Here is a 26499-nt window from a genome sequence, read left to right as displayed (position 1 = left end):
TAAGAATAAGTACTGCGGTCGATAGTACGCGCTAGCCGGGCGTAAGGCTACGAGCACCTGTGAATAATGCCGCGCCAAAGTCTAGCCGACGCAGAGCATTGGGTCATTAAAAAAGCGCCCTAGTGTGAACCAGGGCGCTTTTTGGATATTGGCGGGCGGCTTTCTTAGGCCTTCACCAATATTTCAGCTTCGAGCGCTGATAACGCTATTTTCAGTTCCCCAAACCCTACCCCCACTACTACGGCCGGGGCCGCTACGGTAGTTTCGGTGGCGGGGTAGGCGCCGAGAGCCGCGGACTGGCCATCGACGTGGGCGGTTTGGAGGGGGGTAGGCAAGCCGTGCAGCACTACGCGGTAGGTGCCGTAGCTGGGCTGGTAGACACCCTCAATCTTTTGGCTGATAGTGAGCGAAGTAGCATCGCCGGCCACGGTGAAGCGGCGGGTGGTTTGCTGGCCTTGCTGGTAGTTATACCCCTCGCCGCCGTCGTCGTAGTGCACACTGTCGGCGGTGCCGTTTTTGTAGTACACGTGCAGGGTTAGCTCTTCCACTACTTTTTCGCCTACGTACTGCATCACGGGCTGCATCGTTACGACGGCGCCAGCCCGCACAAATAGCGGAATGCGCGTGAGGTCGGCCGAGGCCCACACCTCGGCGCCGCCCGTCCGGGCTTCGTCGGTCCAGTAGTAGTACCAGTCGCCGCGGGGCAGGTACATCCAGCGGCCATCGGCGCCGGCCTGGGTAATGGGACAGACCAGCAGGTTATCGCCGAGCGCAAACTCGGCCATGCGCAGGTAGGTTTCGGGGTCGTTTTGGTCGAGAAACGTGAGCGGCCGCAGCATGGGCGTGCCTTTGGTGCTGTACTGCCAAAACGCGGTGTACATGTAGGGCAGCAGCTGGTAGCGCAGCTCGATGAAGTGCCGCGCCAAGCTCGTAAAAGGCTCGCCAAAGCTCCAGGGCTCCTGGTCGCCGTGGTCGCCCGAGCTGTGGGTGCGGAAGAACGGATGGAACGCGCCAAGTGCAATCCACCGCGAGTACAGCTCGCCGTCGGGCGTGTCGATAAAGCCGCCGATATCCGAACCAATAAAGCTGAAGCCGCTAATGCTCAAGCGCTGGCACTGAATATTAGCCAGCCACAGGTGGTCCCAACTGGCAATGTTATCGCCGGTCCAGCCCGACGAGTAGCGCTGGCCGCCCGCATAGGTGCTGCGCGTGATGGTAAAGGGGCGGTCGGGGTAGCTGAAACGCTTCACGCCTTCGTTGGTGGCGCGGGCCATCTGCATGCCGTAAATGTTGTGCGCTTTTTTGTGCGAGCAGGGCTGGCCGTCGTAGTCGAAGCGCACATCGTCGGGAAACGTGCCTTTCTCGAATACTGCGGGCTCGTTCATGTCGTTCCACACGCCACGCACGCCCACCTCCTTAATCAGGCCCTCAAACAGGCCTGCCCACCACTCGCGCACCTGCGGCCGGGTATAGTCGGGGAAGTTGCACTGGCCGGGCCACACCGAGCCGCGCATCAGCGGGCCATCGGCGCGGCGGCAGAAGAAATCATTCTTAAGCCCCTCTTGGTACACCGAATAATCGGGGTCAATCTTGATGCCGGGGTCGATGATAACCACTGTTTTAAAGCCATCCTGCGCCAATTCTTGCACCATGCGCTTGGGCTCGGGAAAGTGCTGCGGGTGCCAGGTAAAGCAGCGGTAGCCATCCATGTAGTCGATGTCGAGGTAAATCGCATCGCACGGAATGCGGCGCTCGCGCAGGCCCTGTGCAATGGCCTTCACGTTGCCCTCGGGGAAGTAGCTCCATTTGCACTGGTGGTAGCCCAGCGTCCAGAGGGGGGGTAGGTCGGGCGGGCACGTGAGGCGGGTGTACTCCTCCGTGACTTCCAGCAGGGTAGGGCCGTAGATAAAATAGTAATTCATCTCGCCGCCCTCTGCCCAAAAGCTGGTAACGTCGGCCCGCTCGGCGGCAAAATCGAAGAACGCCTTGAAGGTATTATCAAAGAAAATACCGTGCGCAATGCGCTGCTGCAGCACATGAAAAAACGGGATGTTCTTGTACAGCGGGTCCGAGCCCTTCATGTAGCCGTAGGTGTCGGAGCCCCAGTTGAGGAAGCGCTGGCCGCGCAAGTTCATATTAGCGGGCTTGTCGCCGAGGCCGTAGTAACACACGCCGCTGGGCACCTGCTGGCTCATTTTTACGACGTCGTTGCCGGTTTCGTCGTTATGGTGCCAGTGAAAACCTTTCTCGTCGGCACTCAAAATATTGCCCGAGCGGTCGAGCACACGGGTGCGCAGCGAATCCTTCCACACAATGCAGATAAGCCGGCCCGTAGTGAGGCGATAGTGGTCAGCTTTTTCCTTGAATTCTAAGAACGTAACTGCCGCGGGCAGGACGATGTGTTCGGTGGCTGGGTCGGGCACGGCGTAGCTAAAATCGGGCTCGGCCGAGCTACCTGGCGTGAGGTAGCGAAAGCGCAAAATCTTGTCGCTGAGCACGTGCAGCAACAACTGCGTGCCATTTTCAGTAACGAAAGTGAAGAGGTGGTCGTTGGTTTGCTCGGCCCGCTGCACGGGGCCCGGTAAGTGTTCCTGGCGGGCTTGCGACGCCAGGTCATTAAGCATGTAATTATTTTCCTGAATTGCCGAATTAGCCATAATAAAAGTAGACGCGCGAATAAAAACGGAGTAGCAAAGGCTGCTAGCTAAGCTGGCAGCGAGTATAAGCCTGGTTAAGCTTGCAAGATAAGTTTCATGGTCGTCATCAGGCGGCGGCCTAAAGCTGAAAAGGTGAACTACCCGGCCAAACGATTGCTTTTAATAGCCGAGCCGCCGATGTGCACCCCGTAGCACCGTTATTCGCAGGCCCATCTGCCGCTCATGAGTTTGCCCGCCACCTCCGTTGCTATCCTGGTTTTGGCCTGGGACGAAACTACCCCCGCCGTGCGGGCCCTCGTCGATGCCACCGCCGCGCCGGCCCCCGTCGTCGATTCGGTGGTGGTGGTAGTGCCCAGCGGCGGCGCCGGCAACACCGAGCCCTCGCAGGAAGAATTCTTGCCGCTCGCGGCCGCACCCGAGTGGCTGGCCCCTACCCCCCTGAGTGCGCCCGAGGCTCCAGTTTTGGTTGAAGCAGCACCTACTCCAACAGCTGCGTCGGCCACGGCTGCGCCTACCACAGAGCCACTTGCCGCGGTAGCTACGGCAGATGAGTTGCTTGCTCCGGTGCCAGCCGCGGCCCCCGCAGCAGTAGCTACGGCGGCACCTATCCCCCTCGTAGCAGCGCAGCCACCGGCCGGGCGCCCAATTGATGCGGCAGCAGCTAGCCCAAGTACCCTGCCTCCTCCGGTGTGGACGGCCGTGCGGGTGCTGCGCCTGAGCAACTTCAGCTTACCTGCCCTGGCAGCGCAGGCCGGCCTAGCCCTACCCCCTACCATCTGGACGGGGCTGGCAGCCGCGCCAGCTGCGCCATATATAGGTAGCGAAGCGATTGCTACTGAAAGTCTTACTCCAGAAAGCCAGTTGCTGCATACTCCTGATGTTGCCGCCATTCAGACGCTCGCTTTTGTGGAGGAAACCGCACTAGGGTCTGGTTCGGTGGCTCCGCTTTCAGCTACTGTGTCAGCCATGCCATCTGGACAGCCCGTACCTGCCGCTGCCCTACCCCCAACTTATTTGGTGAGCGACCTCGCAGAGGAAAGCGGTGGTTTGGAGGCGGATGACTTGCCGCTGGCCCTAGCGACTGCGCTGCCGCCCGAGCCCACTAATTCATTGCCGGAGGCCGAACCTGGTGAACCCGTAGCGCCCGATTTTGCGCCCGAGCAGGCGGGCTGGCCCGAAGCCCTGGCTGCCTTGCAACAGCCCGTCGCGGAGGGCACAGCTGCTCCGAACGCGGAAGAACCTGCCGCAACCCACACAGCACCGCCAGTATCAGCGCCTGAATACCCGGCCTTGCGGACAGGGGCCAACGTTTTTGAGGCACCTAATTTAAACTTTCAAGTCATTCAGTATGCGCGCTTTGCAGTGCCGCTTGCACTAGCCGATACGGAGTTTGCAACTATTTATGCGCCGGCTTGGCCCACTTGGTTGGCCGCCCAAGAACTGCGCCAGCGCACCGGCCGGCCGCTAGTGCTACACGTGAGTACGCTGGCGGCCGCGGCCGACGACTCGGTGGAGACGGCCACCGGCTGGCAGGCCGAGCTTCAACGCCAAGCCCTGCACCGCGCCGACTTAATTCTGACCGAAACGCCGGCCCTGGCCCTGCGCCTGCGCCACGACCTGAGCCTACCCGCCGCAACCGTGCGCACTGTGCCCGCCGCCGACATCGAGGCCATCGCGCAGGCAGTGGCCACCGCCCTGGTGCGCTCAACAACTAATCAGGGTTAATTTTACGGCCGATGACGGAATTTGAACAAGAGTTTGAGGCAGTGCTCGAAGCTGACCCTAGCAACGGCGACGTATTTGTGGTAGCGCCCTTTTCGGTAGATGAGTTGTATGGCACCAAAGACGAGCTATTGGTGCAAACTACCATCGACGGCTTCCCCTACCAGGGCGAGTTGCTCCCAATCGGCGAAGGCTACCACGCCCTGGTGGTGCCCCGCGAGGTGCGCCGCGCCGTGGGTAAAACCGTGGGCGATATACTGCGGGTAGCGCTGCGCCAAGACCTTAGCGAACGCGTAGTTACGCTGCCCGAAGACCTAGCCGCTGGCTTGGCCGAGACGCCGGCTGCAATGGCTTTTTTCAAAACCCTGACCAAGCTCGAGCAGCGCGCCTACGTGCGCTACCTCAAGGGCGCCAAAAACCCGGTCATGCGTGGCAAGCGTCTCACCGAAACAGTGTACCGCCTCAGCGTGGGCCGCAAGCGCGAGTAGTGCTGCAGCAAGCGCCTCACCCAGCAAGTATAAAAGTAAAGGCCGGCCGCAACATGCGGCCGGCCTTTACTTTTATATCTTCTGCTTACCCTACCCCCTAGGCCCGGGCCAGCACTAAGGCCACTCGGTTGGGCACGTAGAGGCGCAGGCGGGGCGCTTCGGCCGTGCCGCCCCCACCAAGCGTGTCGTATATCACCGTTTCGTCGAGCCGGGTGAAGCCGCCAAACTCGCTGCGGTCGGAGTTGAGCACCAGGCGGTAGCGCCCAATAACAGGCACCGGAATACCGTAGTCGAAGAAGCTTTCGCTTACGTTGAAGCTGAACACAAATACCAATCCGGCGCGCTCAAAAACCATTATTCTGTTGCCGTAGTCGATATTGAGCAGCTGGGCGGGGCCCTTAGCGAGCAGCTGCCGCTCGCGGGCCAGGCCTAACATGGCCTGGTCGAAGGCCAGCAGCTGGTTGTAGCGCAAATCAGGGTTATCGGCCAAGCTCCATTGGCGGCGGGCATAGTGGTAGCTCCAGTCGTTGCCGGCCCGCGGGAAATCAATCCACTCGGGGTGGCCAAACTCATTGCCCATAAAATTGAGGTAGGCCTCGCCGCCCGCACTCAGCGTAACCAGCCGGATAAGCTTGTGCAAGGCCGTAGCGCGCGCAGCGCCCTGGTCGCCGTCGAGCACGCCCATGTGCTGGTAAATGGCATCGCCATACAGCCACTGAGCCAGCGTTTTATCGCCCACCAAAGCTTGGTCGTGGCTTTCGGCGTAGGCCACGGTTTTTTCGCCGGCGCGGCGGTTAGCGAGCTGGTGCCAGAGCTGGCCGAGGTCCCAGTCTTCGTCGCGCTGGTGCTTGAGCGTTTTAATCCAGAAGTCGGGTAGGCCCATGCCCAGGCGGTAGTCAAACCCTACCCCCCCCTCGGCAATGGGGCGGCACAAACCAGGTAGGCCACTCATGTCTTCGGCAATAAGCAAGGCAGATTTTTTGAGCTCGCGCACCAGCGTGGTAGCCAGCATGAGGTACAGAATGGCGTCGTCGTCGGCCTGCGGGCCAAAATAGCTGTCGTAGCCCCCAAAGGCGTGGCCTTCGCCGTGGTGGTGGTAAAGCATCGACGTGACACCGTCGAAGCGGAAGCCGTCGAAGTGAAATTCTTCGAGCCAGTAGCGCAAGTTGCTGAGCAAGAATTGCTGCACCTCAGGCCGGCCGTAGTCGAATAGCTTGCTGTCCCAGCCGGGGTGGTTGCCGCGCTCGCCTTTATGGAAATATAAATTGCCCGAGCCGTCAAAATCGGCCAGGCCCTCAGCCTCGTTCTTCACGGCGTGCGAGTGCACCAAATCGAGCAGCACTACGAGGCCACGTTTGTGGGCTTCGTTTACGAGGTATTTCAAATCTTCGGGCGTGCCGAAACGCGAGCTGGGTGCGAAAAAATTGGCCACGTGGTAGCCAAACGACCCGTAATACGGATGCTCGAGCACGGCCATCAGCTGCACGCAGTTGTAGCCATCGGCCTGAATGCGCGGCAAAATATAGTCGGCAAACTCGCGGTACGTACCTACCCTACCCTCCTCCTGCGCCATGCCTACGTGTGCCTCATAAATAAGCGGTTGGCCCTTAGTAGCGTTGGCAATGCGAAAGGTTTGGTCGGTCCATTTGAACGGGTTTTCGGGCATCCACAGCTGGGCCGAGTAATCCTTGGTGTGCTCGTCTTGCACGGCGCGGCGCAGGTAGGCGGGTAGGCGGTCCTTGCCTTGGCCGTGGGCCACGATGTGCAGCTTGTAGCGCGAGCCAGCGGCTGGGCGGCGGCCGTTGGCATCGTCGGGCAAAAAGGCCTCCCACACGCCGGTAGCGTCATTTTTTTGGAGTGGGTCGGCCGCTCGGTTCCAAAAATTAAAATCCCCTACCAGGTTCACCGCTTCGGCGCCGGGCGCCCACTCGCGTACCACGTAGCCGCGGCGGCGGGCATCGTAGTGCAGCCCCAGCTGCTGGTGCGCGGTGGCAAACTTGCCCAGCGAGCCATAGGCTTGGGTGATGGCAGCCAGGCGGTCGGCCAGGCGTTGCTGGCGAGCCAGCAAGATGGGTTCGTAGGGCTGAAGCCAGCTGTCCTCCTGGGTGAGAACGAGCGTTGGGGCGGGGGCGGCAGCGGTCGGCGAATCAGTGGACATAAGCAAGAGCAAAATGAGACATTCAAAGGTAGGCAAATGCCCGATAGCACGGCCTTTGTGCCTACTTTGCGCTATGCAATCCTTTTTCCGTTTTTCTTCGGCTGCTTTGCTGTTGGCCGCGCTGGCTAGCCCGGCCCTGGGCCAAAAACCGGCCGGCCGGCCGGCGGCGGCGCGCCCTACCCCCCCTCCTGCTGACCAGCTGCCCCCAGCCGCTACCCCCGTCGTGGCACACCACGCGCTGGTGGTTTCGGCTCACCCCGAAGCTTCTAAAGTTGGCCGCGACATCATGCAGCAGGGCGGCAACGCCTACGATGCCGCTATTGCCGTGCAGTTTGCTTTGGCCGTGGTGCTGCCCGTAGCTGGCAACGTAGGTGGCGGTGGCTTCATCGTTTATCGCAGCCAAAACGGCGCTGCCGGTACCCTCGACTTCCGCGAAACGGCCCCGGCCGGCGCCAGCCGCGACATGTACCTCGATGCCCAGGGCAACGTAGTGCCCGGCCGCAGCACGGCTGGCCCGCTGGCCGTGGGCACGCCCGGCACCGTAGCAGGCATGGAAGCTTTGCACAAAAAGTTGGGTAAACTGCCCTGGGCCAAGCTGGTAGCTCCTGCCGTGCGCCTGGCCCGCGCGGGCGTGGCCCTCACTGCAAAAGAAGCGGCGGGCCTCAACCGCACGCAGGCCGACTTTACCAAGTATAATCCCAGCAGCCCGCCCGTATTTGTACGCCCTACCCCCTGGCAAAAGGGCGACACCCTCAAGCAGCCCGAGCTGGCTGCTACGCTCCAACGCATCCAGGACCAAGGGCGCGCGGGGTTCTACCAAGGCCGCACCGCCGAATTTTTACTGGCTGAAATGAAAAAAGGCGGGGGTCTTATTACCCAGCAAGACCTCGACGGCTACCAGCCCAAATGGCGCGACGCCCTGCACGGCACCTACCGCGGCTACGACGTCATCACAATGCCCCCGCCTAGCAGCGGGGGGGTAGCCCTTTTGCAAATCTTGCAAATGCTGGAACCCAGCAACTTGGGCCAGCTCGGCTACCACTCGCCGGCGGGCGTGGCCCTCATCACGGAAGCCGAGCGCCGGGCCTATGCCGACCGCGCCACCTACCTCGGTGACCCTGATTTTGGAAAAGTGCCTGTGGCGCAACTCCTAGCCAAAGGCTACAATAGCCAGCGCAGTACATCTATTCGCACCGATGGCCAGGCCACGCCGAGTGCCCAAATCACGGCCGGCCCCGGCCTGCCGCGCTACGAAAGCGACCAAACAACGCACTACAGCATCGTAGATGCGCAGGGCAACGCCGTGACGTGCACGACCACGCTCAACGGCGCCTATGGCAGCAAAGTAGTGGTAGCTGGCGCCGGGTTTTTGCTTAATAATGAGATGGATGACTTCAGCTCGAAGGCTGGCGTGCCCAACATGTATGGCTTGGTAGGCGGTGCAGCCAACGCCATTGCGCCCGGCAAGCGCATGCTCAGCAGCATGACCCCAACGCTGCTCGTGAAAAATGGTAAGCTGGCGCTCGTCACCGGCTCGCCGGGGGGTAGCACCATAATTACCAGCGTGTTGCAATCCATCTTATCGGTAGTCGATTACGGTGCCAATGCCGAGCAGGCCGTGTCAGCGCCACGGCTGCACCACCAATGGCTGCCCGACCAACTGGATGTAGAAGCCGGCGCGCTCACCCCCGAAGCCGAAAAAACCTTGCAGGAAAAGGGTTTTAACCCCAAACCGCGCGCTTCTTGGGGTCGGCTCGACATTATTAGGGTGCTACCCAACGGCCAGCTAGAAGGCGGCGCCGACCCCAGGGGCGACGACACAGCTGTAGGGTACTAAATCTTTAAAATTTGCACAACAATGCTTGTCAGGCTGAACGCTATAACCCAATCGCTAAACAAAGCAGTAGAGATGCTTCATCGCGTTCAGCTTGATGGACTTTTATTATGTAGCAGGGCGCTTTTTACTTGCGTATGGCCTAAATTGCAACTAGCCAATAAAAGCCGTATCTTTGCACCCGAAATTGGTATTCAATCTGAAAAGAGGGGACGCGCAGTCCCCTCTTTTTTTGCCCCCTACCCCGCCCGCCATGGCTCAATATGACCGCCAACGCATTCAGCAGCTGCTAGCCGACGCCCTCGGCGACAGCGGGTTGTATGTAGTGGACCTCACCGTGTCTGACGCGGTGATGCCCAAGATTACTGTTACGCTCGACGGGCCCAACGGCCTCGGCATTCAGGAGTGCGCCCAGGTGACGCGCCGCCTCAACCGCGGCATGGAAGAAGCCTACGGTGAAGAAGCTTCTTACTCGCTCGAAGTGACTTCGCCTGGTGCCGACCAGCCCCTCACCGACCCGCGCCAGTACACCCGCCACATCGGACGCAGCCTGCTGCTAAAGCTCCAGGATGGCACCGAAAAAACCGGCCCGCTCACCGCTGTTACCCCCGAAGGCATTGAGCTGGAAGAGGTTATCAAAATAAAGACCAAGAAGACCACGTTACCCGCAGCCTTTTTTCCTTTCGGGGACATTAAGGAAGCTACCGTTGTTATCTCTTTTAAATAAGCTAGCGGCCGCTAGCTAACTGCCTTTTCCTCAAAATAGCGGTTAGCCGAAAGCTGCCAGTTAAACAATCACTCTCATGGCTAAAAAAGCAACCCCCAGCCCCCAGGAAGTCGCTGCCGTAGCGGCCGACCTGAACGCGCGGATGCTCATCGAGAACTTCCAGGAGTTCGCCAAGAGCCGCAACATCGACCGGCCTACGATGATGTCCATCCTCGACGATGTGTTTCGGACGATGATTCGCAAAAAGTTTGAGGATGACTCCAACTTCGACGTTATCATCAACCCCGATAATGGTGACTTGGAAATCTGGCGCAACCGCGAAATTGTGGACGATGACTCGGAGGATATCTGGGACCTCGATAAGATTCCGCTGGCAGAAGCCCAGAAAATTGAGCCCGATTTCGAAATTGGCGAATCGGTAGCCGAGCCAATTAAGATTGACGACTTCGGCCGCCGCGCTGTGCTGCTTGCCCGCCAAACGCTAATTCAGCGCGTGAAGGACATGGAGCGCGACAATTTGTACCAGAAATACAAGGACTTGGTGGGCGAAATCATCACCGGCGAAGTTTACCAAGTATGGAGCCGCGAGGCGCTTATTCTGGACAAAGACGAAAACGAGCTGGTACTGCCCAAGAGCGAGCAAATACCGAAAGACCGCTACCGCAAGGGCGATACCGTACGCGCTGTTGTTCACCGCGTTGACGTTGTAAACGGCTCTCCCAAGGTTATCCTGAGCCGCGCTGCGCCGGCCTTTTTGGAGCGGTTATTTGAGCAAGAAGTACCTGAGATTTTTGATGGCCTTATCACCATCAAAAACGTGGTGCGCGAGCCTGGCGAGCGGGCTAAGGTAGCCGTCGAAAGTTACGACGAGCGCATCGACCCAGTGGGTGCTTGCGTGGGTATGAAAGGCAGCCGCATCCACCCGGTAGTGCGGGAGTTGATGAACGAAAATATCGACATCATTAACTATACCGACAACTTGGAGCTGTTCATCTCGCGGGCGCTTTCGCCAGCCAAGGTTGGCTCTATGAAAATCAGTGAACAAACTGGTCGGGTTTCCGTGTTCATGAAGCCGGACCAAGTTAGTCTGGCCATTGGCCGAGGCGGTGCCAACATCAAGCTAGCCTCGCGGCTAGTGGGTATGGAAATCGACGTGTTCCGCGAAGCTATCGACTACGAAGAAGATATTTCGTTGGACGAATTTACCGACGAAATCGAAGGCTGGATTATTGCCGAGCTCAAGAAAATTGGCCTCGATACTGGTCGCGCCGTGCTAGCCGTTAAAAAAGACGACATCGTACGCCGCACCGAGTTAGAAGAGGAAACGGTAGACGATTTGTACCGCGTTATCCGGCAGGAGTTTGCTGACGATGACGATTTGGCCGTCGACGAAACTGCCCTTACCCCGGCCGCAACGCCTGACGAGGCCGCCGCTACCCCGGCTGCCACCACCGACGAAGCAGCCCCGGCTGCCACCGCCAACCCCGACAGCGCTCCGGCCGCCCAATGAGGGCCGGGGCCAACCGCCCGCAGGTAAGTTATTAAATCCAGCCAGTAGGCTAGACTTTATAGCCTGCTGGCCAGATTTAATCTTTACCTTTGCACCCAAGAACGTATCGTTCGCGACTTTATAGAATGGCGGAAGCAACCCCGAAACGGCTACTCCAGGCGGCCAAAGACCTGAATATTGGCATCGACCGGGCAGTCGAGACTCTTTCCCGTAAGGGTATTGTAGTCGAAAATAAGCCCACCACCAAGCTCACTGGTGAGCAGGTGTCCTTGTTGGAAAAAGAATTTGCTGCTTCGGCACAAGAAAAGCAGGAAGCCCAGCGCCACACGCAAGCCCGCCGCCAAAGCGAGCTGAACGCGCAGGCCCAGGCAGCCGCAGCTAAACCAGTAGCGCCAGCTCCTAAACCAGCACCGGCTCCAACCCCGGCGCCAGTGGTAGCAGCCACTCCGGCTCCGGTAGCACCACCTGTAGCAGCTCCTACCCCTACCCCCGTGGTAGAGGCTAAGCCTGTGGCAGCTCCGGTTCTGGCAGCAGTTACTCCGGTCCCTACCCCCGCTCCAGCAGTAGAAGCTCCCAAAACTCCTGGCCTTAAAGTGCTAGGTAAAATCGAGTTAGATAGCCGCGGCCGGGTAGTACCACCTCGCCCAGCAGCTCCGACAGCACCTGCGCCAGCACCGGTAGCAGCTAAACCAGTTCCTACCCCCGCGCCTGCGCCGGTAGCCGAGGCTAAACCAGCACCCGTTGCCCCGCAGCCTGTGGCTGCACAGCCAGCACCAGCTAAAGTATCCTATACTCCTGCGCCGGCCCCTGTGCAGGCGTCGGCTCCCATTGCGCCAGCCGCACCGGCACCGACACCGGTTCAAGCACAAGCAGTAGCTCCAACTGCGGTTACTCCGGCTGCTCCCGTAGCAGCCGAACCGACTGATGCTGCCGCTCCGGCTGCTGAAGAGGGCACTATTACGGCGAAAGCAGACCAGCTGAAAGGCCTTACCGTACTGGGCAAAATCCAGTTGCCAGTTGATTCTAGCCGTCGTGGGCCGGGTGGTGGCCGCGGGCCGCGTCCTGTGGCTTCGTCCGACGTTCGCAAGAGTGGCGTAGGTACCAGCAACCAGAAGAAGCGGCAGCGCCTGCCCGCGCCTGGCCAGCCAGGTGGTGGCGGTGGTGCTGCCACGGGTACCGGCCAAGCCGGTGGCGGTGGTGGTTACCAAGGCAATCGCCCCAACAACGGCCCTGGTGGACCAGGTGGCAATCGCCCAGCCGGACCAGCCAACAACCGGCCCGGGCAAGGCAATAATCGCCCTAACCAGCCAGCTAATCGTCCGCCGCAGCCTGCGCTCACACCTGAGCAGAACGACAAACAGATTCAGGAGCAAATCAAGGCTACGCTGGCCAAGCTAAGTGGCGGTAAAAACAACGCTGCTGCCAACCGCGCCAAATATCGTCGCGACAAACGGGGCATGGCCGCTGAAGAGCGCGAAGCCCTGCGTGCTCAGAATGAGCTAGACGCTAAAACACTCAAACTCACGGAGTTCATTTCGGCCAACGATTTAGCGTCGCTGATGGATGTTAACGTGAACGAGGTTATCAAAGTGTGCTTGGGTATGGGGATGTTCGTCTCCATCAACCAGCGCCTTGACGCGGAAGCCATCACGGTGATTGCGGATGAATTTGGTTACGACGTCGAGTTCCTCTCGGCCGAAGAGGACGAGGAGCCCATTGATATGAGCGATGCGCCCGAGGACTTGGTTTCTCGCGCTCCCATTGTGACCATCATGGGCCACGTTGACCATGGCAAAACGTCGTTGCTTGACTATATCCGCGAAGCGAGTGTGGCCAAAGGCGAAGCCGGTGGCATCACGCAGCACATTGGTGCCTACGAGGTTAAGACCAAATCGGGCAACCCAATTACATTCCTTGACACCCCTGGTCACGAAGCCTTTACGGCTATGCGTGCCCGTGGTGCGAAGGTGACGGACATTGCCATTATTGTTATCGCGGCCGACGACTCGGTGATGCCCCAGACGAAGGAGGCCATCAACCACGCGCAGGCTGCTGGTGTACCGATTATCATCGCCCTTAACAAGGTGGATAAGCCCACGGCTAACCCCGAAAAAATCCGCGAAGAACTTTCGCAGATGAACATTCTGGTAGAAGAATGGGGCGGCAAATACCAGAGCCAGGAAGTGTCGGCTAAGTCGGGCCTCGGCGTAGAGGACCTGTTGGAAAAAGTATTGCTCGAAGCCGAATTGCTCGACCTCAAAGCCAACCCTGACCGCAACGCGGTAGGCACGGTAATCGAAGCTGAGCTAGATAAAGGCCGTGGCTACGTGACTACCGTACTGGTGCAAACCGGCACGCTAAACGTAGGCGACATCGTATTGGCGGGCCCGCATTACGGCCGTGTGAAAGCCATGACCGATTACCGCGGCAAGAAGAAGAAAGTAGCTGGCCCGGCTACCCCCGTACAAGTGCTTGGCCTAACGGGTGCCCCGCAAGCGGGTGACCGCATCCAGGTAATGGAAACCGAGCGCGAAGCCCGCGAACTAGCTACCCAGCGTCAGCAGTTGGCCCGCGAGCAAAGCATTCGGACCAAGAAGCACATCACCCTCGACGAGATTGGCCGCCGCTTGGCTATCGGCTCGTTTAAGGAACTGAATATCTTGGTAAAAGGCGATGTGGACGGTTCGGTAGAAGCACTTTCCGACTCGCTTCTGAAACTCAGCACCCCCGAAGTGAAGGTGAACATCCTCAGCAAGGGGGTAGGCGCCATCTCGGAAAGTGATGTGCTGCTCGCTTCGGCTTCTGATGCTATCATCATCGGCTTCCAGGTACGGCCTTCGCAGAGTGCTCGCCGCTTGGCCGAGCAGGAGCAGATTGACGTACGCTTGTACTCGATTATCTACAACGCCATCAACGAGGTGAAGGACGCGATGGAAGGCATGCTTGCCCCTACCGTGCACGAAATCGTGGTGGCCAATGCCGAAGTTCGCCAAGTGTTCAACATCACCAAAGTCGGCACCATCGCCGGCTGTATGGTTACGGACGGCTCGTTTACCCGCAAAACCCGGGTGCGGGTGGTACGCAATGGTATCGTGCAGTATACCGGCGAAATTCAAGACCTCAAGCGCTTCAAGGACGATGTTTCGGAAGTGCGCCAAGGTTACGAATGCGGTATCTCGGTGAAGAACTTCAACGACCTGCAAGAAGGCGATAATATCGAAGGCTTCGAAGAACAGGAAATCAAGCGTAAGCTCTAAAAAACATAGGTTAACGAGGATTGTAACAGATTTCATAAAACTAAAAAGGCCACCCAATTGGGTGGCCTTTTTAGTTTTATGAAATCTGCGTACTCGGAATGCTCTTGATAAAATTTATAAAATTCTACCATCTTCGTTCATCCGCAGTTAAAAGAATAGGAATTTCTTTTTCTTACCGTGGTCGTGCACAAGAGGCTTTCCTTTTGGACTAGCGCCCATTGGTACCCGCCGCGATACGCCTTTTTGTTGTTCTTGGCCTGGCAAAGCCTTGAATTTGCGTACGGTGAAGGAATTACCACCTTTGTCGAGTTGGCGGTAAGGGCCACCTTTTTCTACGCCAAAGCTGGTGTTGCCAGTGCGGGCCTCCAATATCTGAAGTTGCTGGTCGTGAGCGGCATCCTCGGGGCTCATCTGCTGCTGGCGGCGTAGGCGCGCCGGGTCAGCAACGCTCTTTGTAGCCGGACGCGCTGGGCTGCCAGGCGCCGGAAAATCGGGCGCCGCAGACTGAGCCCAAGCGGCTGACCCACTCATTATCAGCCCCGTGCCAATTAGCAAAGCTTTACCAAACAAGTTTTTCACGCCAGGGTCAGTGATAGTAAATAATACTTAAAAAGTACGGCGCTAACTGCCCGCCAAACCAGAAAGGTTCCGGCAGCGACTAGCCAGCGTCACCTCTAAAGTAAGGGGTAGCAAAAAACTGGCCGGCTTTAGACGCGGCTGGTACGTAGCGCATCCCGAATTTCTATCAATAATTCCTGGTCTTTGGTAATTACTGGTGCAGCAGGAGCTACTACTACTGGTACTGGGCGCTTGAAGCGATTTGCTGCTTTCACAACCAGGAAAATGCAAAAAGCAATAATGAAGAAGTTAAGCACCGCATTAATGAACAAGCCTATCTTCATCGGCCCTAGCACAATGGTTGAGTAGTCCATTTTACCTACAAACAATCCCAAAATAGGCATCAAAATATCGTCTGTGAGTGAGGAAACAATTTTACCAAAGGCAGCGCCAATGATAACCCCAACCGCTAGGTCGAGCACATTGCCTTTGGCAATGAATTCTTTAAACTCAGAAACAAGGCTCATAGAAAGAGAGGGGGTAGGTGAATAATTGATGTGCAGAGGAATGCCGATAACAGCTCTTGCTACTAGCTAATAATCAAGGCATTTTGGCTTGCCAGGCAGCGCAAAAAACGACACAATATTTTATTTTCCTACTATTTTTTGTCTTAATAGTCTTATTTCCAGCCAGAATACAAGACTTACCCAGAAAATTTACCCGCTAGCGGTCAAGCAGTACCTTTGAGCTTCCTGTTTCTCACCGCTTTTCTGCCGCTTGGCCATGACATTCGATAACCTGCTCTACGACTTGGATGCAGCTACTGGCATCCTCACGCTCACGCTCAACCGCCCTGCCAAACTTAATGCCCTCAATGCGGCAACGATTGAAGAGCTTGGCCAAGCCATTGACCAGGCGCGAGCCGATGCCGCAGTACGCGGCATCCTACTCACGGGCAGCGGCGAAAAAGCTTTTGTAGCCGGCGCTGATATTGCCGAGCTGGCCCAGCTAAGTGGCCCCGGCGCCCAAGAAACGGCGGCTTTTGGCCAAGCAGTATTTCGCCGCTTCGAAACCAGCCCTAAGCCCGTGGTGGCGGCCGTAAATGGCTTTGCATTAGGTGGAGGCTGTGAACTAGCCATGGCCTGCCACCTGCGGGTAGCGTCCGAAAACGCTCGCTTTGGGCAGCCTGAAGTAAACTTAGGCTTGCTGCCTGGCTACGGCGGCACGCAGCGCCTGGTACAACTCGTAGGCAAGGGCAAGGCGCTGGAACTGTTACTCACGGCTGACCAAATAAAGGCAGACGAGGCTCTGCGCCTGGGCTTGGCTAACCATGTAGTGCCCCAAGCCGAGCTGTTGGAATTCTGCAAAGCCTTGCTACTCAAAATTATTAGCAAAGCGCCCCTGGCAATCGGCCTCACCATCGACTGCGTGAACACTTACTTCGACCAAGGCGGCGAGGCTGGTTTCACGGCCGAAGCAGCGGCCTTTGGCCAAGCATTTGGAACCGAGGACTTCCGTGAAGGCACTGCGGCCTTTCTAGCTAAGCGCCCAGCCGTATTCACTGGCAAGTAATAAATTGCTACTTGGCTTCCTGTCAATGATTTCAGGCGAGCTACTTTTAAATTGCCTGAATGAGTATCGCGAAAAAGCTGGCCTCGCAAACGGCCATCTACGGGGTTAGCAGCATTGTGGGGCGGGTACTGAGCTACCTGCTGGTACCGATTTATACGGCCCATTTTGCCGCGGCTGAATACGGAATCGTTACGGGCCTGTATGCCTACGTATCGTTTCTGAACGTGGTGTTTACCTACGGGTTGGAGACTACTTTTTTCCGGTTTGCCAACCGGCCCGGCGAAGACCGACGCGAACTGTATAACCGCACTATGAGTTTGCTGCTGCTCACCAGTGCGGCCTTTACGGTAGTGTTGGCGCTGCTAGCCCGGCCGCTACTGGGGCTACTACACTTGCCGCCCGGCCACGAAGAATACGCTGTGTGGGTCGCACTTATCTTGGGGCTAGATGCCGTAGCAGCGCTGCCTTTTGCAAGGCTGCGCTTAGAGAATAAAGCGCGCAAATTCGCCACCATTCGCTTACTGAATATTGGCATTTATGTAGGGCTGAACCTATTTTTTGTGGTGCTTTGCCCAGCCGTGACGCAAAGTGAGGGGGGTAGCCTACTAGCCGCCTTAAAACCGCTCGTCGCCGCTGTGTACAACCCAGAGCTAGGGGTAGGCTACGTATTTCTGTCCAACGTGGCAGCTTCAGCGCTGACACTGCTAATGCTGAGCGGCGAGTTGCTGGACTTTCGCTTTCGCTGGCCGCGACTGCCTTTTTTGCGGCCGTTGCTGGCCTATTCGCTGCCACTACTGCTGATGGGATTGGCAGGAATGGTAAACGAAACGCTCGACCGCATTCTGCTACCCGCATGGCTACCCGAACACTTCTACCTGGGCCTGAGCCCGCAAGCGGCCACCGGTGTGTATGGAGCGTGCTACAAGCTCAGCATTTTTATGTCGCTGGTTATTCAGGCATTTCGCTACGCTGCCGAGCCATTCTTCTTTGCCCAAAGTACCGAGAAAAATTCCCCAGCCACTTTTGCCTTAGTGCTCAAGTGGTTTACACTATGCTGCGCGCTCATCTTTGTCGGTATTAGCCTCAACCTGAGTTGGATTGGGCCACTTTTTCTTCGCCGCGCTGAATACCGCACCGGGCTAGGGGTGGTACCGATACTGTTGCTAGCCAACCTCTTCTTGGGCGTTTATTATAATCTTTCCGTCTGGTTTAAGCTCACCGACAAAACGTATTTTGGCACCTACATAGGAGCGGCTGGCGCCGTACTCACTATTGCACTCAACTTTATCCTTATCCCCATCTTGGGCTATATGGGTAGTGCCTGGGCTACCCTGGCTTGCTATTTTATGATGGCTGGTTTGTGCTGGTGGCTGGGCGAGCGCCACTTTCCGGTGCCCTACCCCGTAGGGCGACTCTTGGCTTGGCTTGGCGGAGCTGTGGTGCTGGTATGGGCAGGTCAGGCTGCCATTGGTGCACTGCCGGAGTGGAGCGGCTATGGGCTGGGCCTGGGGTTGCCGTTAGCTTTTGGGGCGGCAGTGTACGCGCTGGAAGGCCGAACGCGGCGCTTGGCAACGCCAGTTGCATAAGGCAAAAATGCTGGAGCAAAAAAAAGCATCGGATAATATCCGATGCCTTTCTGAGCTATGAAAACAAACTTAGCCAACTTCCTCTAGCCGAGTCAGCCGCAAGCGGCAATGACTAAACCAAGGCTGCTAACCAGCAGTAAAATTGCTACAACGGACGCACATAATTGCATTTTTTTCGGTGAATAGCCCGCCTTTCTCGCCGAATGCCGCTCCTGACTACGTAACCAAGGTTTTTAAGCCACTTTTTTTACAACTTTTGCAGTTTAAATACCTGAGGCTGCGCGCTTAAAATTTGATTAATCTAAGATGAAGTTGGCAAGACCACTCGTTTGGCTCGCCCGCCATCCGGTTACTTCCTGGTACCTTCGCCCGTCCAAACCTGTCGTTTTTTCGTATCTTCGTTTCCCTCATCCTTAGCGCCTTTTTGGCCACTCAGCGTATGCTACTTGCTGCCCTTTTCTTGTTTTTGAGCAACCCCAAAACTATTATTTTTATCATTTTCGTGCTGGTGTTGTTTTTCGGCGCCAAGCGCATCCCCGAGCTTTTTAAGGGGGTAGGCCAAGGAGTGCGCGAGTTTAAAGATGCCACCCGCCCCGAGCAACCTGCCAACCCCAACTACTCGCAGCCCAACCCAAACTATAACCCGCAGGCACCTGGCTACAACCAAGGTGGCTATGCCCAGCAGCAGCCTCCTTACCCCCCCCAGGCGCCCAACCAAGTGCCCCCAGCACCGTACGCCAACCCCAATGACCAGCCGGCCCGCTAGCGCCGTCGCATTCATGCTATCTCGCGCATTTTATTCTCTTTTCATATGAACTCTCCCCTGCTTTTTCTAGGCGATATCGGCGGCTCCGAGCTGATTCTGATTATGGTCGTTATTCTTATTTTCTTTGGTGCCAACAAGATTCCGGAATTGGCTCGGGGCTTGGGTAAGGGCATTCGGGAGTTTAAGGATGCGAGCAGCGAAATTCGCAACGAATTTGAGCGCGCTGGCCAGAACACGCCGCCGCACACAAACCCCAACTATAACGCCAATAACCAGCCTTATCCCCAGCAGCAGGCTCCTTACCAGCCCGCACCGGGTGCTCCGGCCGCCTACCCCCAGGCTCCAACTGCTGATTATAGTGCGCCCGTTGCTGACTATACTGCGCCCGGTGCCGTAGTTTTGCCGACGGCTGAGCCGGTTGCCCACCACCACGACACGCCTATTGCGCCCGCTACGGGTCCTGATGGCTTGCCTGGCACCCGGCCCCGCCTCGACCAGCCATCAACCAATGCCTAAGATTTGAAACCTCTGTTTTCTTCCCTTTCGGAAATCCAGCGCGAGCTGGCGGCGGGCACTACGTCCTGCCGCCAGCTCGTTGAGTATTACCTAGATAACATCGCACAGCGCAATGCCGAGCTAAATGTTTTCCTGGAAGTATGGGCCGACGAGGCCCGCCAGCAAGCCCTGGCCGTAGACGAAAAAATAGCTAACGGCACCGCTGGCAAGCTAGCCGGTATGGTTATCGGCCTGAAGGACGTACTAGCCTACCAGGGCCATTCGCTGCAAAGCAGCAGCCGCATTCTCGACGGGTTTAAGTCGCTCTTCACGGGTACGGCGGTGCAGCGGCTGCTAGCGGAAGACGCTATTTTTATCGGCCGCCAGAACTGCGATGAGTTTGCCATGGGCGGCTCAAACGAGAACTCGGCATTTGGCCCCGTGCGCAACGCGCAAGATACCAGCCGAGTACCCGGTGGGTCGAGCGGTGGGTCAGCCGTGGCTGTGCAGGCCGATATGTGCCTGGCTTCTATTGGCTCCGATACGGGCGGCTCGGTGCGCCAGCCCGCAGCATTCTGCGGTGTTATTGGTCTGAAGCCCACGTACTCGCGCATTTCGCGCTACGGGCTGGTAGCTTTTGCGTCGTCGTTCGACCAAATTGGGCCCATTACGCACTCTATTGAGGATGCTGCCCGCTTACTCGAAGTAATGGCTGGCGCCGATGGCTACGACAGTACCGCTAGCGAGCAACCAGTGCCGGCCTACAGCGAGCTGCTGACACCCGCTGCCCAGTACCGTATCGGCTACGTGGCCAATGCCATCGACCGGCCCGGCTTGCAGCCCGAGGTGCATGAGGCCTTAGAAAACACGCTGCATACGCTGCGCGGCCACGGCCACGTAGTAGAGGCTGTGGAGTTTCCGCTGTTGGAAGAAATGATTCCGACATATTACATCCTCACCACGGCCGAAGCCAGCTCTAACCTTTCGCGCTTCGACGGTGTGAAATACGGCTACCGGGCGCCCGATGCCACCGACCTCGAATCGCTGTATAAAAAGACGCGCGCCCAGGGCTTTGGCCCCGAGGTGCAGCGGCGTATTATGCTAGGTACGTTTGTGCTGAGTGCTAGCTACTACGATGCATATTACACTAAAGCTCAGCGCGTTCGGCGCCTCATCAAGGAAAAGACCGACGAATTGCTGCGCCAGTACGATTTCTTGGTATTGCCTACTACCCCCACCACGGCGTTTAAGCTAGGAGAGAAGCAAGACCCAGTGTCGATGTACCTGGCCGACATTTTTACGGTGCAAGCTTCGCTGGCAGGAGTGCCCGCTATTTCGATACCCGCGGGGCAAGATGCCGAAGGCCTGCCCATTGGCTTGCAGATACTGAGCGGCGCTTTCCGGGAGGCTGATTTGCTGGCATTTGCGAATACGCTGACGCTGGTACCGACGGACAACTAGATTAGCCACGGCCATTAGCATTTTTTTAGGCGCGCAACAACACGGTTAATTAGCCGTAGTGTTGCGCGCCTTGCTTTGGTTAGGTACTTCATTAATTGTCTTTTACCTTAGCCTGATGAAAGCTTCGCACCAACTACCCACACCCCGCCGAAAGAAGCGCAAGCTGGCCCGGCGACTGTTGGCACTGGTGCTGACGCTAGGGGCGCTGCCGGCCCTGGCGCAGCATGGCCGGCACCGGGCGGCCCTGCCGCCCGCCCTACCCCCCTCCCCCACCGACACCGTGCGCCAGGTGGTGGAGTTGCCTGCTGCTACCATTGACTCGCTGGCAGTAGAGCCCTTGGAAGAACCCGCCGTGGACTCGGCGCGGCTAGTGTGGCTGCAAACGCCAGCTACGTTGTCGGACCTAGTGGGTGACCGCCTGGGTTGCATCGAAACGGCCGCGCCGCACCAGTTCAACGCGGCAGTGCTGGCTTACGTGCGGTTGTTCACGGAGCGGCAGCGTAACTATACGCAGCATGTGTTGGAGCGTGAGCAGTTTTACTTCCCAATTTTTGAGAGATACCTGGCGCAGTACAACCTACCCGCCGAACTGAAATATCTATCGGTGGTAGAGTCGGCACTGATACCGACGGCCAAGTCGCCGGTAGGCGCGGTGGGTTTGTGGCAGTTTATGCCGCCCACGGCCAGCGACCTGCGCCTCAAGCGCGACGAATGGGTGGATGAGCGCATGCAGCCCGAAAAAGCTACCGAGGCAGCCTGCAAGCATTTGCGCTACCTCTACGGCGTTTTTCACGATTGGGAGTTGGTGCTGGCCGCCTACAACTGGGGCGCGGGCAATGTGCAGCGCGTGATTCGCAAAACGGGCAAGCGTAATTTTTGGGACCTCTACTCCCACATGCCGGCCGAAACGCGCAACTACGTACCCACCTTCACGGCCATCATGTATGCCATGAAGTATGCGCCCGAGCATAGCCTCAACGACCCGAGCTTGCGCTACCAACACTACGAACCGCTCGATACGCTTGGGGTACGCGGTCAGGCCTTGGATTTGCGCCGCCTCAGCCGCGCCCTGGGCTACAGCGACTCGCTGGCCATGAATCGCTACAACCCCGAACTGCGCCACGGCGCATTGCCGGCCGGCTACCGCCCGTATGTGTTGCGCTACCCTAGCACCGCCCGCGAGCACCTGGGCGATGTAGACCGCGCCACGCTGCTGGCTTACTGCCAGCCTAGCTCCGACTTGCCTCAGCCGCTAGCCATTCTGCCGCCGCACTTGGAGGGGGTAGCCCCTTGGCCCACGCAAGTGGCACTGGCCAGCACCCACGCTGGTGCCGAAAGCACGGCCGCGCCGCACTTTCGCCGCCTGCGCTACACCGTGCGCCGGGGGCAAACGCTAGCTGATATCGCCGAAAAGTATGAGGTGAGCCCTGCCCAGCTCCGCAAGTGGAATGAGCTAAGCAAGGGCCAAAGCCTGAAGCCGGGCCGCCAGTTGGTCGTGTTTGTGCCGCTGCCCGCACCCACCGTGCCCGAGCCTAGCGTATTGCGCCCCATACCAGCGCTAGCGGCTGTGCCGCACCGGGCAATGGCCGTAGATTCGGCAGCCCAGGCGTTGGCAGCGGCTAACCAGCGCTACGCCCGCGAGGCCCAAGCTGTGGCGGCCCGAGAAGCGGCCCAAGCCCAGGCCCTGCTGCGTGCCCAGCGCCAGCAGGCAGCTCGCATAGCGGCTGAGCAGCGCCAAGCCATTTTCCGGGCGGCCGCGCTGGCTAAGGCCAACAAAGCGGCTACTGAAGCCTTGGCGCGTACTACGCCCGCCCCTACCCCCCTCGGCGCTACGGAGCCGGTGCTAGCGGATGCTGCTGATGCAGCTATCGACAGCGCGGCAACTGTAGCTCCTACCCCCCGCCGCAGCCGCAACCGGGCGGTGCAGGTGGCCGCGGCGCAGCCGCGCGAGTTGGCGCGCGAAGACCTGCCTACTCCTAAGCCTACCGCAGCGCCAAGGCCAGAAATTTACACGGTGCGCGCCGGCGACAACCTCTCGAATCTGGCCCAGGAGTGGGGCCTGAGCGTGAGCCAACTCAAAGCCTGGAATAGCTTAAGCAACGGCACCGTACTAGCTGGCCAGCGCTTGCGCTTAAGCCCCGTTGCCGAAAGCACTGCTAGCCTAGCCATTACCAAGCCTACCCCCCACCCCAAGCCCGACGCGCCCAGCCTGCGCCTGGGCACCCACACGGTGCAGGCCGGCGATACACTTTATAACATTTCGCGGCGCTTTAAAGTGAGTGTGGAAGAGTTACGCCGCCTCAACCACCTCACGAGCGACGAGGTAAAGCTGGGGCAAAAACTCGTGGTGCGCAGCTAAGGCGGTATATTTGTGGGCGGCTGTAGCGGCCAATTTGAAAGGGTCGATTGTTTTCTACAAGAAACATCGGCCCTTCTTTTTTAACTGATTAGCAGCTGGTTAATGCGCCAAATTCCCACCTGTGCGCGCCTTATTTTTCTGCCTCTCACTCTGAATTATGCTCAAAATCAACAAACAAGACGCCCTCGCTTACCACGAGCAACTCCCGCACGGCAAAATCGAAGTGGTGCCCACTAAGCCCGTCAGCACGCAGCTCGACCTAGCTTTGGCCTACTCGCCGGGGGTAGCCGAACCCTGCAAGGAAATTGCGGCTAACCCCGACGACGTGTACAAGTACACAGCCAAGGGCAACCTGGTAGCCGTTATCTCAAATGGTACGGCAGTGCTGGGCCTGGGCAACATTGGGCCCGCCGCCAGCAAGCCGGTGATGGAAGGCAAGGGCGTGTTGTTCAAGAAGTTTGCGGGTATTGATTGCTTTGATATTGAGATTGACGCCACCGACCCCGACGAGTTTATTCGCATCGTGAAGGCGCTAGAGCCCACGTTTGGCGGCATCAACCTGGAGGATATTAAGGCGCCGGAGTGTTTCCGTATCGAAACCGAGCTTCGGGAGAAAATGAACATCCCGCTGATGCACGACGACCAGCACGGCACGGCCATTATCACGTCGGCCGCCCTGCTGAATGCGCTGGAAATAGTGGGCAAGAAAATCGAGGAAATTCAGCTGGTAGTGAGTGGTGCGGGCGCGGCGGCCGTGTCATGCCTGCGGCTGTACCTGGCGCTGGGCTTGCGGAAGGAGAACGTGGTGGTCTTTGACAAAGACGGCCTTATCACGCCGCAGCGCACCGATTTGGCCGATATGCAGATGCAGTTTGCTACCGAGCGGCCCATCAGCACCTTGGCCGAAGCTATGGAAGGCGCCGATGTATTCCTGGGCTTGTCCGCGGCGAATGTGCTGCCAGCTGGCCTGCTGTTGCGCATGGCGGCTGACCCTATTGTGTTTGCCCTGGCCAACCCCGACCCGGAGGTGGCCTACGACGTGGCCATGAGCACCCGGCCCGACCTGATTATGGCCACTGGCCGCTCGGACCACCCCAACCAAGTGAACAATGTGCTGGGCTTCCCCTACATTTTTCGGGGAGCGCTCGACGTGCGCGCCACCGAGATAAATGAGGCTATGAAGCTTGCCGCCGTGCACGCCCTGGCCGAACTAAGCAAGGAGCCGGTGCCCGATATGGTAAACAATGCCTACGGCGACAACACACTAGCTTTTGGGCGTAGCTATCTCATTCCTAAGCCCCTAGACCCGCGTCTCATCACGACCATCAGCCCGGCAGTGGCGCTGGCGGCGATAGAAAGCGGCGTGGCGCGCAAGCCCATTACCGACTGGCAGGCCTACGAAGACGAGCTGCGCGCCCGCCTCGGCGTCAACCAGAAGCTGATGAACCGCATCACATCGGCCGCGCGCGCGAACCCGCGCCGGGTAGTGTTTGCGGAAGCTGATAACTACAAGATTTTGAAGGCGGCGCAGCTTGTGCGCGATGAAGGCATTGCGCACCCCATTCTGCTGGGTGCCCACGCCAAGATTCAAGCCATCGCGCAGGAAAATAACCTTGACTTGGACGGCTGCGAAATTATTGACATTCTGCAGGATGACGATAAGCGCAACGAATATGCCGAGTTGCTTTACCAGAAGCGGCAGCGCCGGGGCACTACCCTCTACGAGGGCCGGCGCCTGTTGCGCGAGCGCAACTACTACGCAGCCATGATGGTTGAAACCGGAGCGGCTGATGCCTGCATTACGGGCCTTACTAAGGACTATGGCAAGAGCCTCATTCCGGCGTTGCAAGTGATTGGGCCGGCCGAAGGTGTGCGGCGCGTGTCGTCAATGTACATCATTCAGCACAAGAAGGGACCTTACTTCTTCGCTGATACCACGGTAAACATCGACCCCACGGCCGAAGAAATGGTGGAGATTATTGGGCTGTCGGCCAGGGCCGTACGCTTCTTCGATGCGGAGCCACGCATTGCGGTTATCAGCTATTCCAACTTCGGGTCGAACTCGGGGGAGCTGCCCGAAAAAACTCGCCGTGCTACCGAACTAGCCAAGCAGCGCTACCCCGACCTGCTCATCGACGGCGAAATGCAGGCCAACGTGGCCCTGAACCCGCAGCTGATGCAGGAAAACTACGGTTTCTCGCCGCTAGCCGAGCAAGGCGCTAACACCCTGATTTTCCCGAACGTAGAGTCGGGCAACATTGCCTACAAAGTACTCCAGGAAATTGGCGGCGCCGAAGTTATCGGGCCGGTACTGATGGGTATGCGCAAGCCGGTGCACATTTTGCAGCTCGGCGCTAGCGTGCGTGAGATTGTGAACATGACCGCTATTGCTGTGGTCGATGCCCAGCGCGACGGCAAGGCGCTCTAGCCACGAAGCTTGAGAGATGAAGGCTGCATGTTATTTTTGAGAGGTTGAAGTGCGAAAACCGACTGGTAAAAAGTAATTTATACTGGTCGGTTTTTACGCCTTTTTCTTGGAGCTATTGCGCAGCAGCGGTTGTTCTGGCTTGTTGCCCGGCCAAGCCGGGCGCTAGTCAAGCACCTATTTATCCTCCCTACCCCCTCATGATTGCCTACCTCGACGGTAAACTCGCTTATAAAGACCCCACTCAGGCCATCATCGACACGGGTGGCGTGGGCTACGAAGTAAAGATTTCGCTGACTACTTACGCCAAGCTACCAGCCGAAGACGAAAAAGTCAAAGTATATACTTATCAGCACATTAAGGAAGACGGGCAGACGCTCTACGGCTTCCTAGACCCTAACGAAAAGGCGCTGTTTCTGCACCTGATATCGGTGTCGGGCATTGGGCCGGGCACGGGCATCATCATGGTCAGCAGCATGGGGGTAGGCGAAATTCGCCAGGCCATCGTGAACGAAGACGTACGAGCTATCCAGAGTATTAAGGGGGTAGGGCCCAAGACGGCCCAGCGCGTTATCCTCGACCTCAAAGACAAGCTGCGCAAAGACGAACTACTGGCCAAAGCCGGCATCGACACGGTGCCCCTGGCCCGGCAGCACAATACGCACCGCCAGGAAGCGTTGCAGGCATTAGTCATGCTGGGCTTTGCCCGCGCAACCGCTGAGAAAACTCTGGACCAAATTCAGCACAAGCACGGGCAAGACCTGAGCGTGGAAGCGCTTATCAAATTTGCTTTGAAGTCCAACTAACGGGTTGAAGCCGGGCACTGCGGTGTCCGGCTAGGCCCGGGCGGTGGCTAACCGAGCATGCTAACGACCAAAGAATGCAGCACTAGTTGCAGGTATTGGGCGGCTAGCTCAAAAACTA

18 protein-coding genes are annotated in these 26499 nt (G+C 58.1%); 14 read left to right on the top strand and 4 right to left on the bottom strand.

The window, feature by feature from the left end:
• Nucleotides 1–164: 164 nt before the first annotated feature.
• Complete coding sequence (locus tag GO988_RS22880) at nucleotides 165–2657, bottom strand: glycoside hydrolase family 31 protein (protein WP_157569957.1); 2493 nt, start codon at nucleotides 2655–2657, stop codon at nucleotides 165–167.
• Between the two features lie 222 nt (nucleotides 2658–2879).
• Between GO988_RS22880 and GO988_RS22875 the strand changes: the two genes are divergently transcribed.
• A complete protein-coding gene (locus GO988_RS22875; RefSeq protein WP_157569956.1) occupies nucleotides 2880–4382 on the top strand; it encodes a glycosyltransferase in 1503 nt (500 codons plus the stop codon).
• Between the two features lie 11 nt (nucleotides 4383–4393).
• The gene (locus GO988_RS22870; protein ID WP_157569955.1) at nucleotides 4394–4867 is read left to right on the top strand and encodes a YdeI/OmpD-associated family protein; all 474 of its coding nucleotides are present in this window, start codon (nucleotides 4394–4396) and stop codon (nucleotides 4865–4867) included.
• Nucleotides 4868–4964: 97 nt separating this feature from the next.
• Here GO988_RS22870 and GO988_RS22865 read toward each other — a convergent pair whose 3' ends face one another.
• Nucleotides 4965–7025, bottom strand: coding sequence for an alpha amylase C-terminal domain-containing protein (locus GO988_RS22865; protein WP_157569954.1), 2061 nt, complete (start codon nucleotides 7023–7025; stop codon nucleotides 4965–4967).
• Between the two features lie 73 nt (nucleotides 7026–7098).
• Here GO988_RS22865 and ggt point away from each other — a divergent pair, with 73 nt between their 5' ends.
• From ggt to infB, 4 genes are all read left to right on the top strand, one after another.
• Nucleotides 7099–8862 (top strand): gamma-glutamyltransferase, encoded by a 1764-nt coding sequence (gene ggt / locus GO988_RS22860; RefSeq protein WP_157569953.1) that lies wholly within the window; start codon nucleotides 7099–7101, stop codon nucleotides 8860–8862.
• 250 nt (nucleotides 8863–9112) lie between these two features.
• Nucleotides 9113–9586 (top strand): ribosome maturation factor RimP, encoded by a 474-nt coding sequence (locus tag GO988_RS22855; protein WP_157569952.1) that lies wholly within the window; start codon nucleotides 9113–9115, stop codon nucleotides 9584–9586.
• A 130-nt stretch (nucleotides 9587–9716) separates the two neighbouring features.
• Nucleotides 9717–11096, top strand: coding sequence for a transcription termination factor NusA (gene nusA, locus GO988_RS22850; protein ID WP_157569968.1), 1380 nt, complete (start codon nucleotides 9717–9719; stop codon nucleotides 11094–11096).
• A 125-nt stretch (nucleotides 11097–11221) separates the two neighbouring features.
• Nucleotides 11222–14353, top strand: a complete 3132-nt coding sequence (gene infB, locus GO988_RS22845; protein ID WP_157569951.1) for a translation initiation factor IF-2 — start codon at nucleotides 11222–11224, stop codon at nucleotides 14351–14353.
• A gap of 147 nt (nucleotides 14354–14500) precedes the next feature.
• Here the strand turns inward: infB and GO988_RS22840 are convergent, their stop codons facing one another.
• Together GO988_RS22840 and mscL are read right to left on the bottom strand one after the other, a co-directional pair.
• Nucleotides 14501–14932 (bottom strand): hypothetical protein, encoded by a 432-nt coding sequence (locus GO988_RS22840; RefSeq protein ID WP_157569950.1) that lies wholly within the window; start codon nucleotides 14930–14932, stop codon nucleotides 14501–14503.
• A 128-nt stretch (nucleotides 14933–15060) separates the two neighbouring features.
• A complete protein-coding gene (gene mscL / locus GO988_RS22835) occupies nucleotides 15061–15438 on the bottom strand; it encodes a large conductance mechanosensitive channel protein MscL (protein ID WP_157569949.1) in 378 nt (125 codons plus the stop codon).
• Between the two features lie 256 nt (nucleotides 15439–15694).
• Here mscL and GO988_RS22830 point away from each other — a divergent pair, with 256 nt between their 5' ends.
• From GO988_RS22830 to ruvA, 8 genes are all read left to right on the top strand, one after another.
• Nucleotides 15695–16483 (top strand): enoyl-CoA hydratase/isomerase family protein, encoded by a 789-nt coding sequence (locus GO988_RS22830; RefSeq protein WP_157569948.1) that lies wholly within the window; start codon nucleotides 15695–15697, stop codon nucleotides 16481–16483.
• A gap of 59 nt (nucleotides 16484–16542) precedes the next feature.
• Complete coding sequence (locus tag GO988_RS22825; RefSeq protein ID WP_157569947.1) at nucleotides 16543–18069, top strand: oligosaccharide flippase family protein; 1527 nt, start codon at nucleotides 16543–16545, stop codon at nucleotides 18067–18069.
• A gap of 439 nt (nucleotides 18070–18508) precedes the next feature.
• Complete coding sequence (locus GO988_RS24820; protein ID WP_157569946.1) at nucleotides 18509–18835, top strand: Sec-independent protein translocase subunit TatA/TatB; 327 nt, start codon at nucleotides 18509–18511, stop codon at nucleotides 18833–18835.
• A gap of 45 nt (nucleotides 18836–18880) precedes the next feature.
• Nucleotides 18881–19351 carry a Sec-independent protein translocase subunit TatA/TatB gene (locus tag GO988_RS24695; RefSeq protein ID WP_157569945.1) on the top strand — a complete coding sequence of 157 codons (471 nt, stop codon included), beginning with the start codon at nucleotides 18881–18883 and terminating at the stop codon, nucleotides 19349–19351.
• A gap of 3 nt (nucleotides 19352–19354) precedes the next feature.
• Nucleotides 19355–20791 carry an Asp-tRNA(Asn)/Glu-tRNA(Gln) amidotransferase subunit GatA gene (gene gatA / locus GO988_RS22810; RefSeq protein WP_157569944.1) on the top strand — a complete coding sequence of 479 codons (1437 nt, stop codon included), beginning with the start codon at nucleotides 19355–19357 and terminating at the stop codon, nucleotides 20789–20791.
• 115 nt (nucleotides 20792–20906) lie between these two features.
• Entirely contained in the window at nucleotides 20907–23150 is a 2244-nt protein-coding gene (locus GO988_RS22805) for a lytic transglycosylase domain-containing protein (RefSeq protein WP_157569943.1), read from the top strand.
• A 157-nt stretch (nucleotides 23151–23307) separates the two neighbouring features.
• Nucleotides 23308–25578 carry an NADP-dependent malic enzyme gene (locus GO988_RS22800; RefSeq protein WP_157569942.1) on the top strand — a complete coding sequence of 757 codons (2271 nt, stop codon included), beginning with the start codon at nucleotides 23308–23310 and terminating at the stop codon, nucleotides 25576–25578.
• A 197-nt stretch (nucleotides 25579–25775) separates the two neighbouring features.
• Complete coding sequence (gene ruvA / locus GO988_RS22795) at nucleotides 25776–26381, top strand: Holliday junction branch migration protein RuvA (protein ID WP_157569941.1); 606 nt, start codon at nucleotides 25776–25778, stop codon at nucleotides 26379–26381.
• The last annotated feature ends 118 nt before the right edge of the window (nucleotides 26382–26499 follow it).

Source organism: Hymenobacter ginkgonis, from assembly GCF_009755225.1.
Lineage (GTDB): Bacteria > Bacteroidota > Bacteroidia > Cytophagales > Hymenobacteraceae > Hymenobacter > Hymenobacter ginkgonis.
Note: the sequence above shows the minus strand (reverse complement) of the source record. Positions and strands in the feature narration are given on the sequence as shown.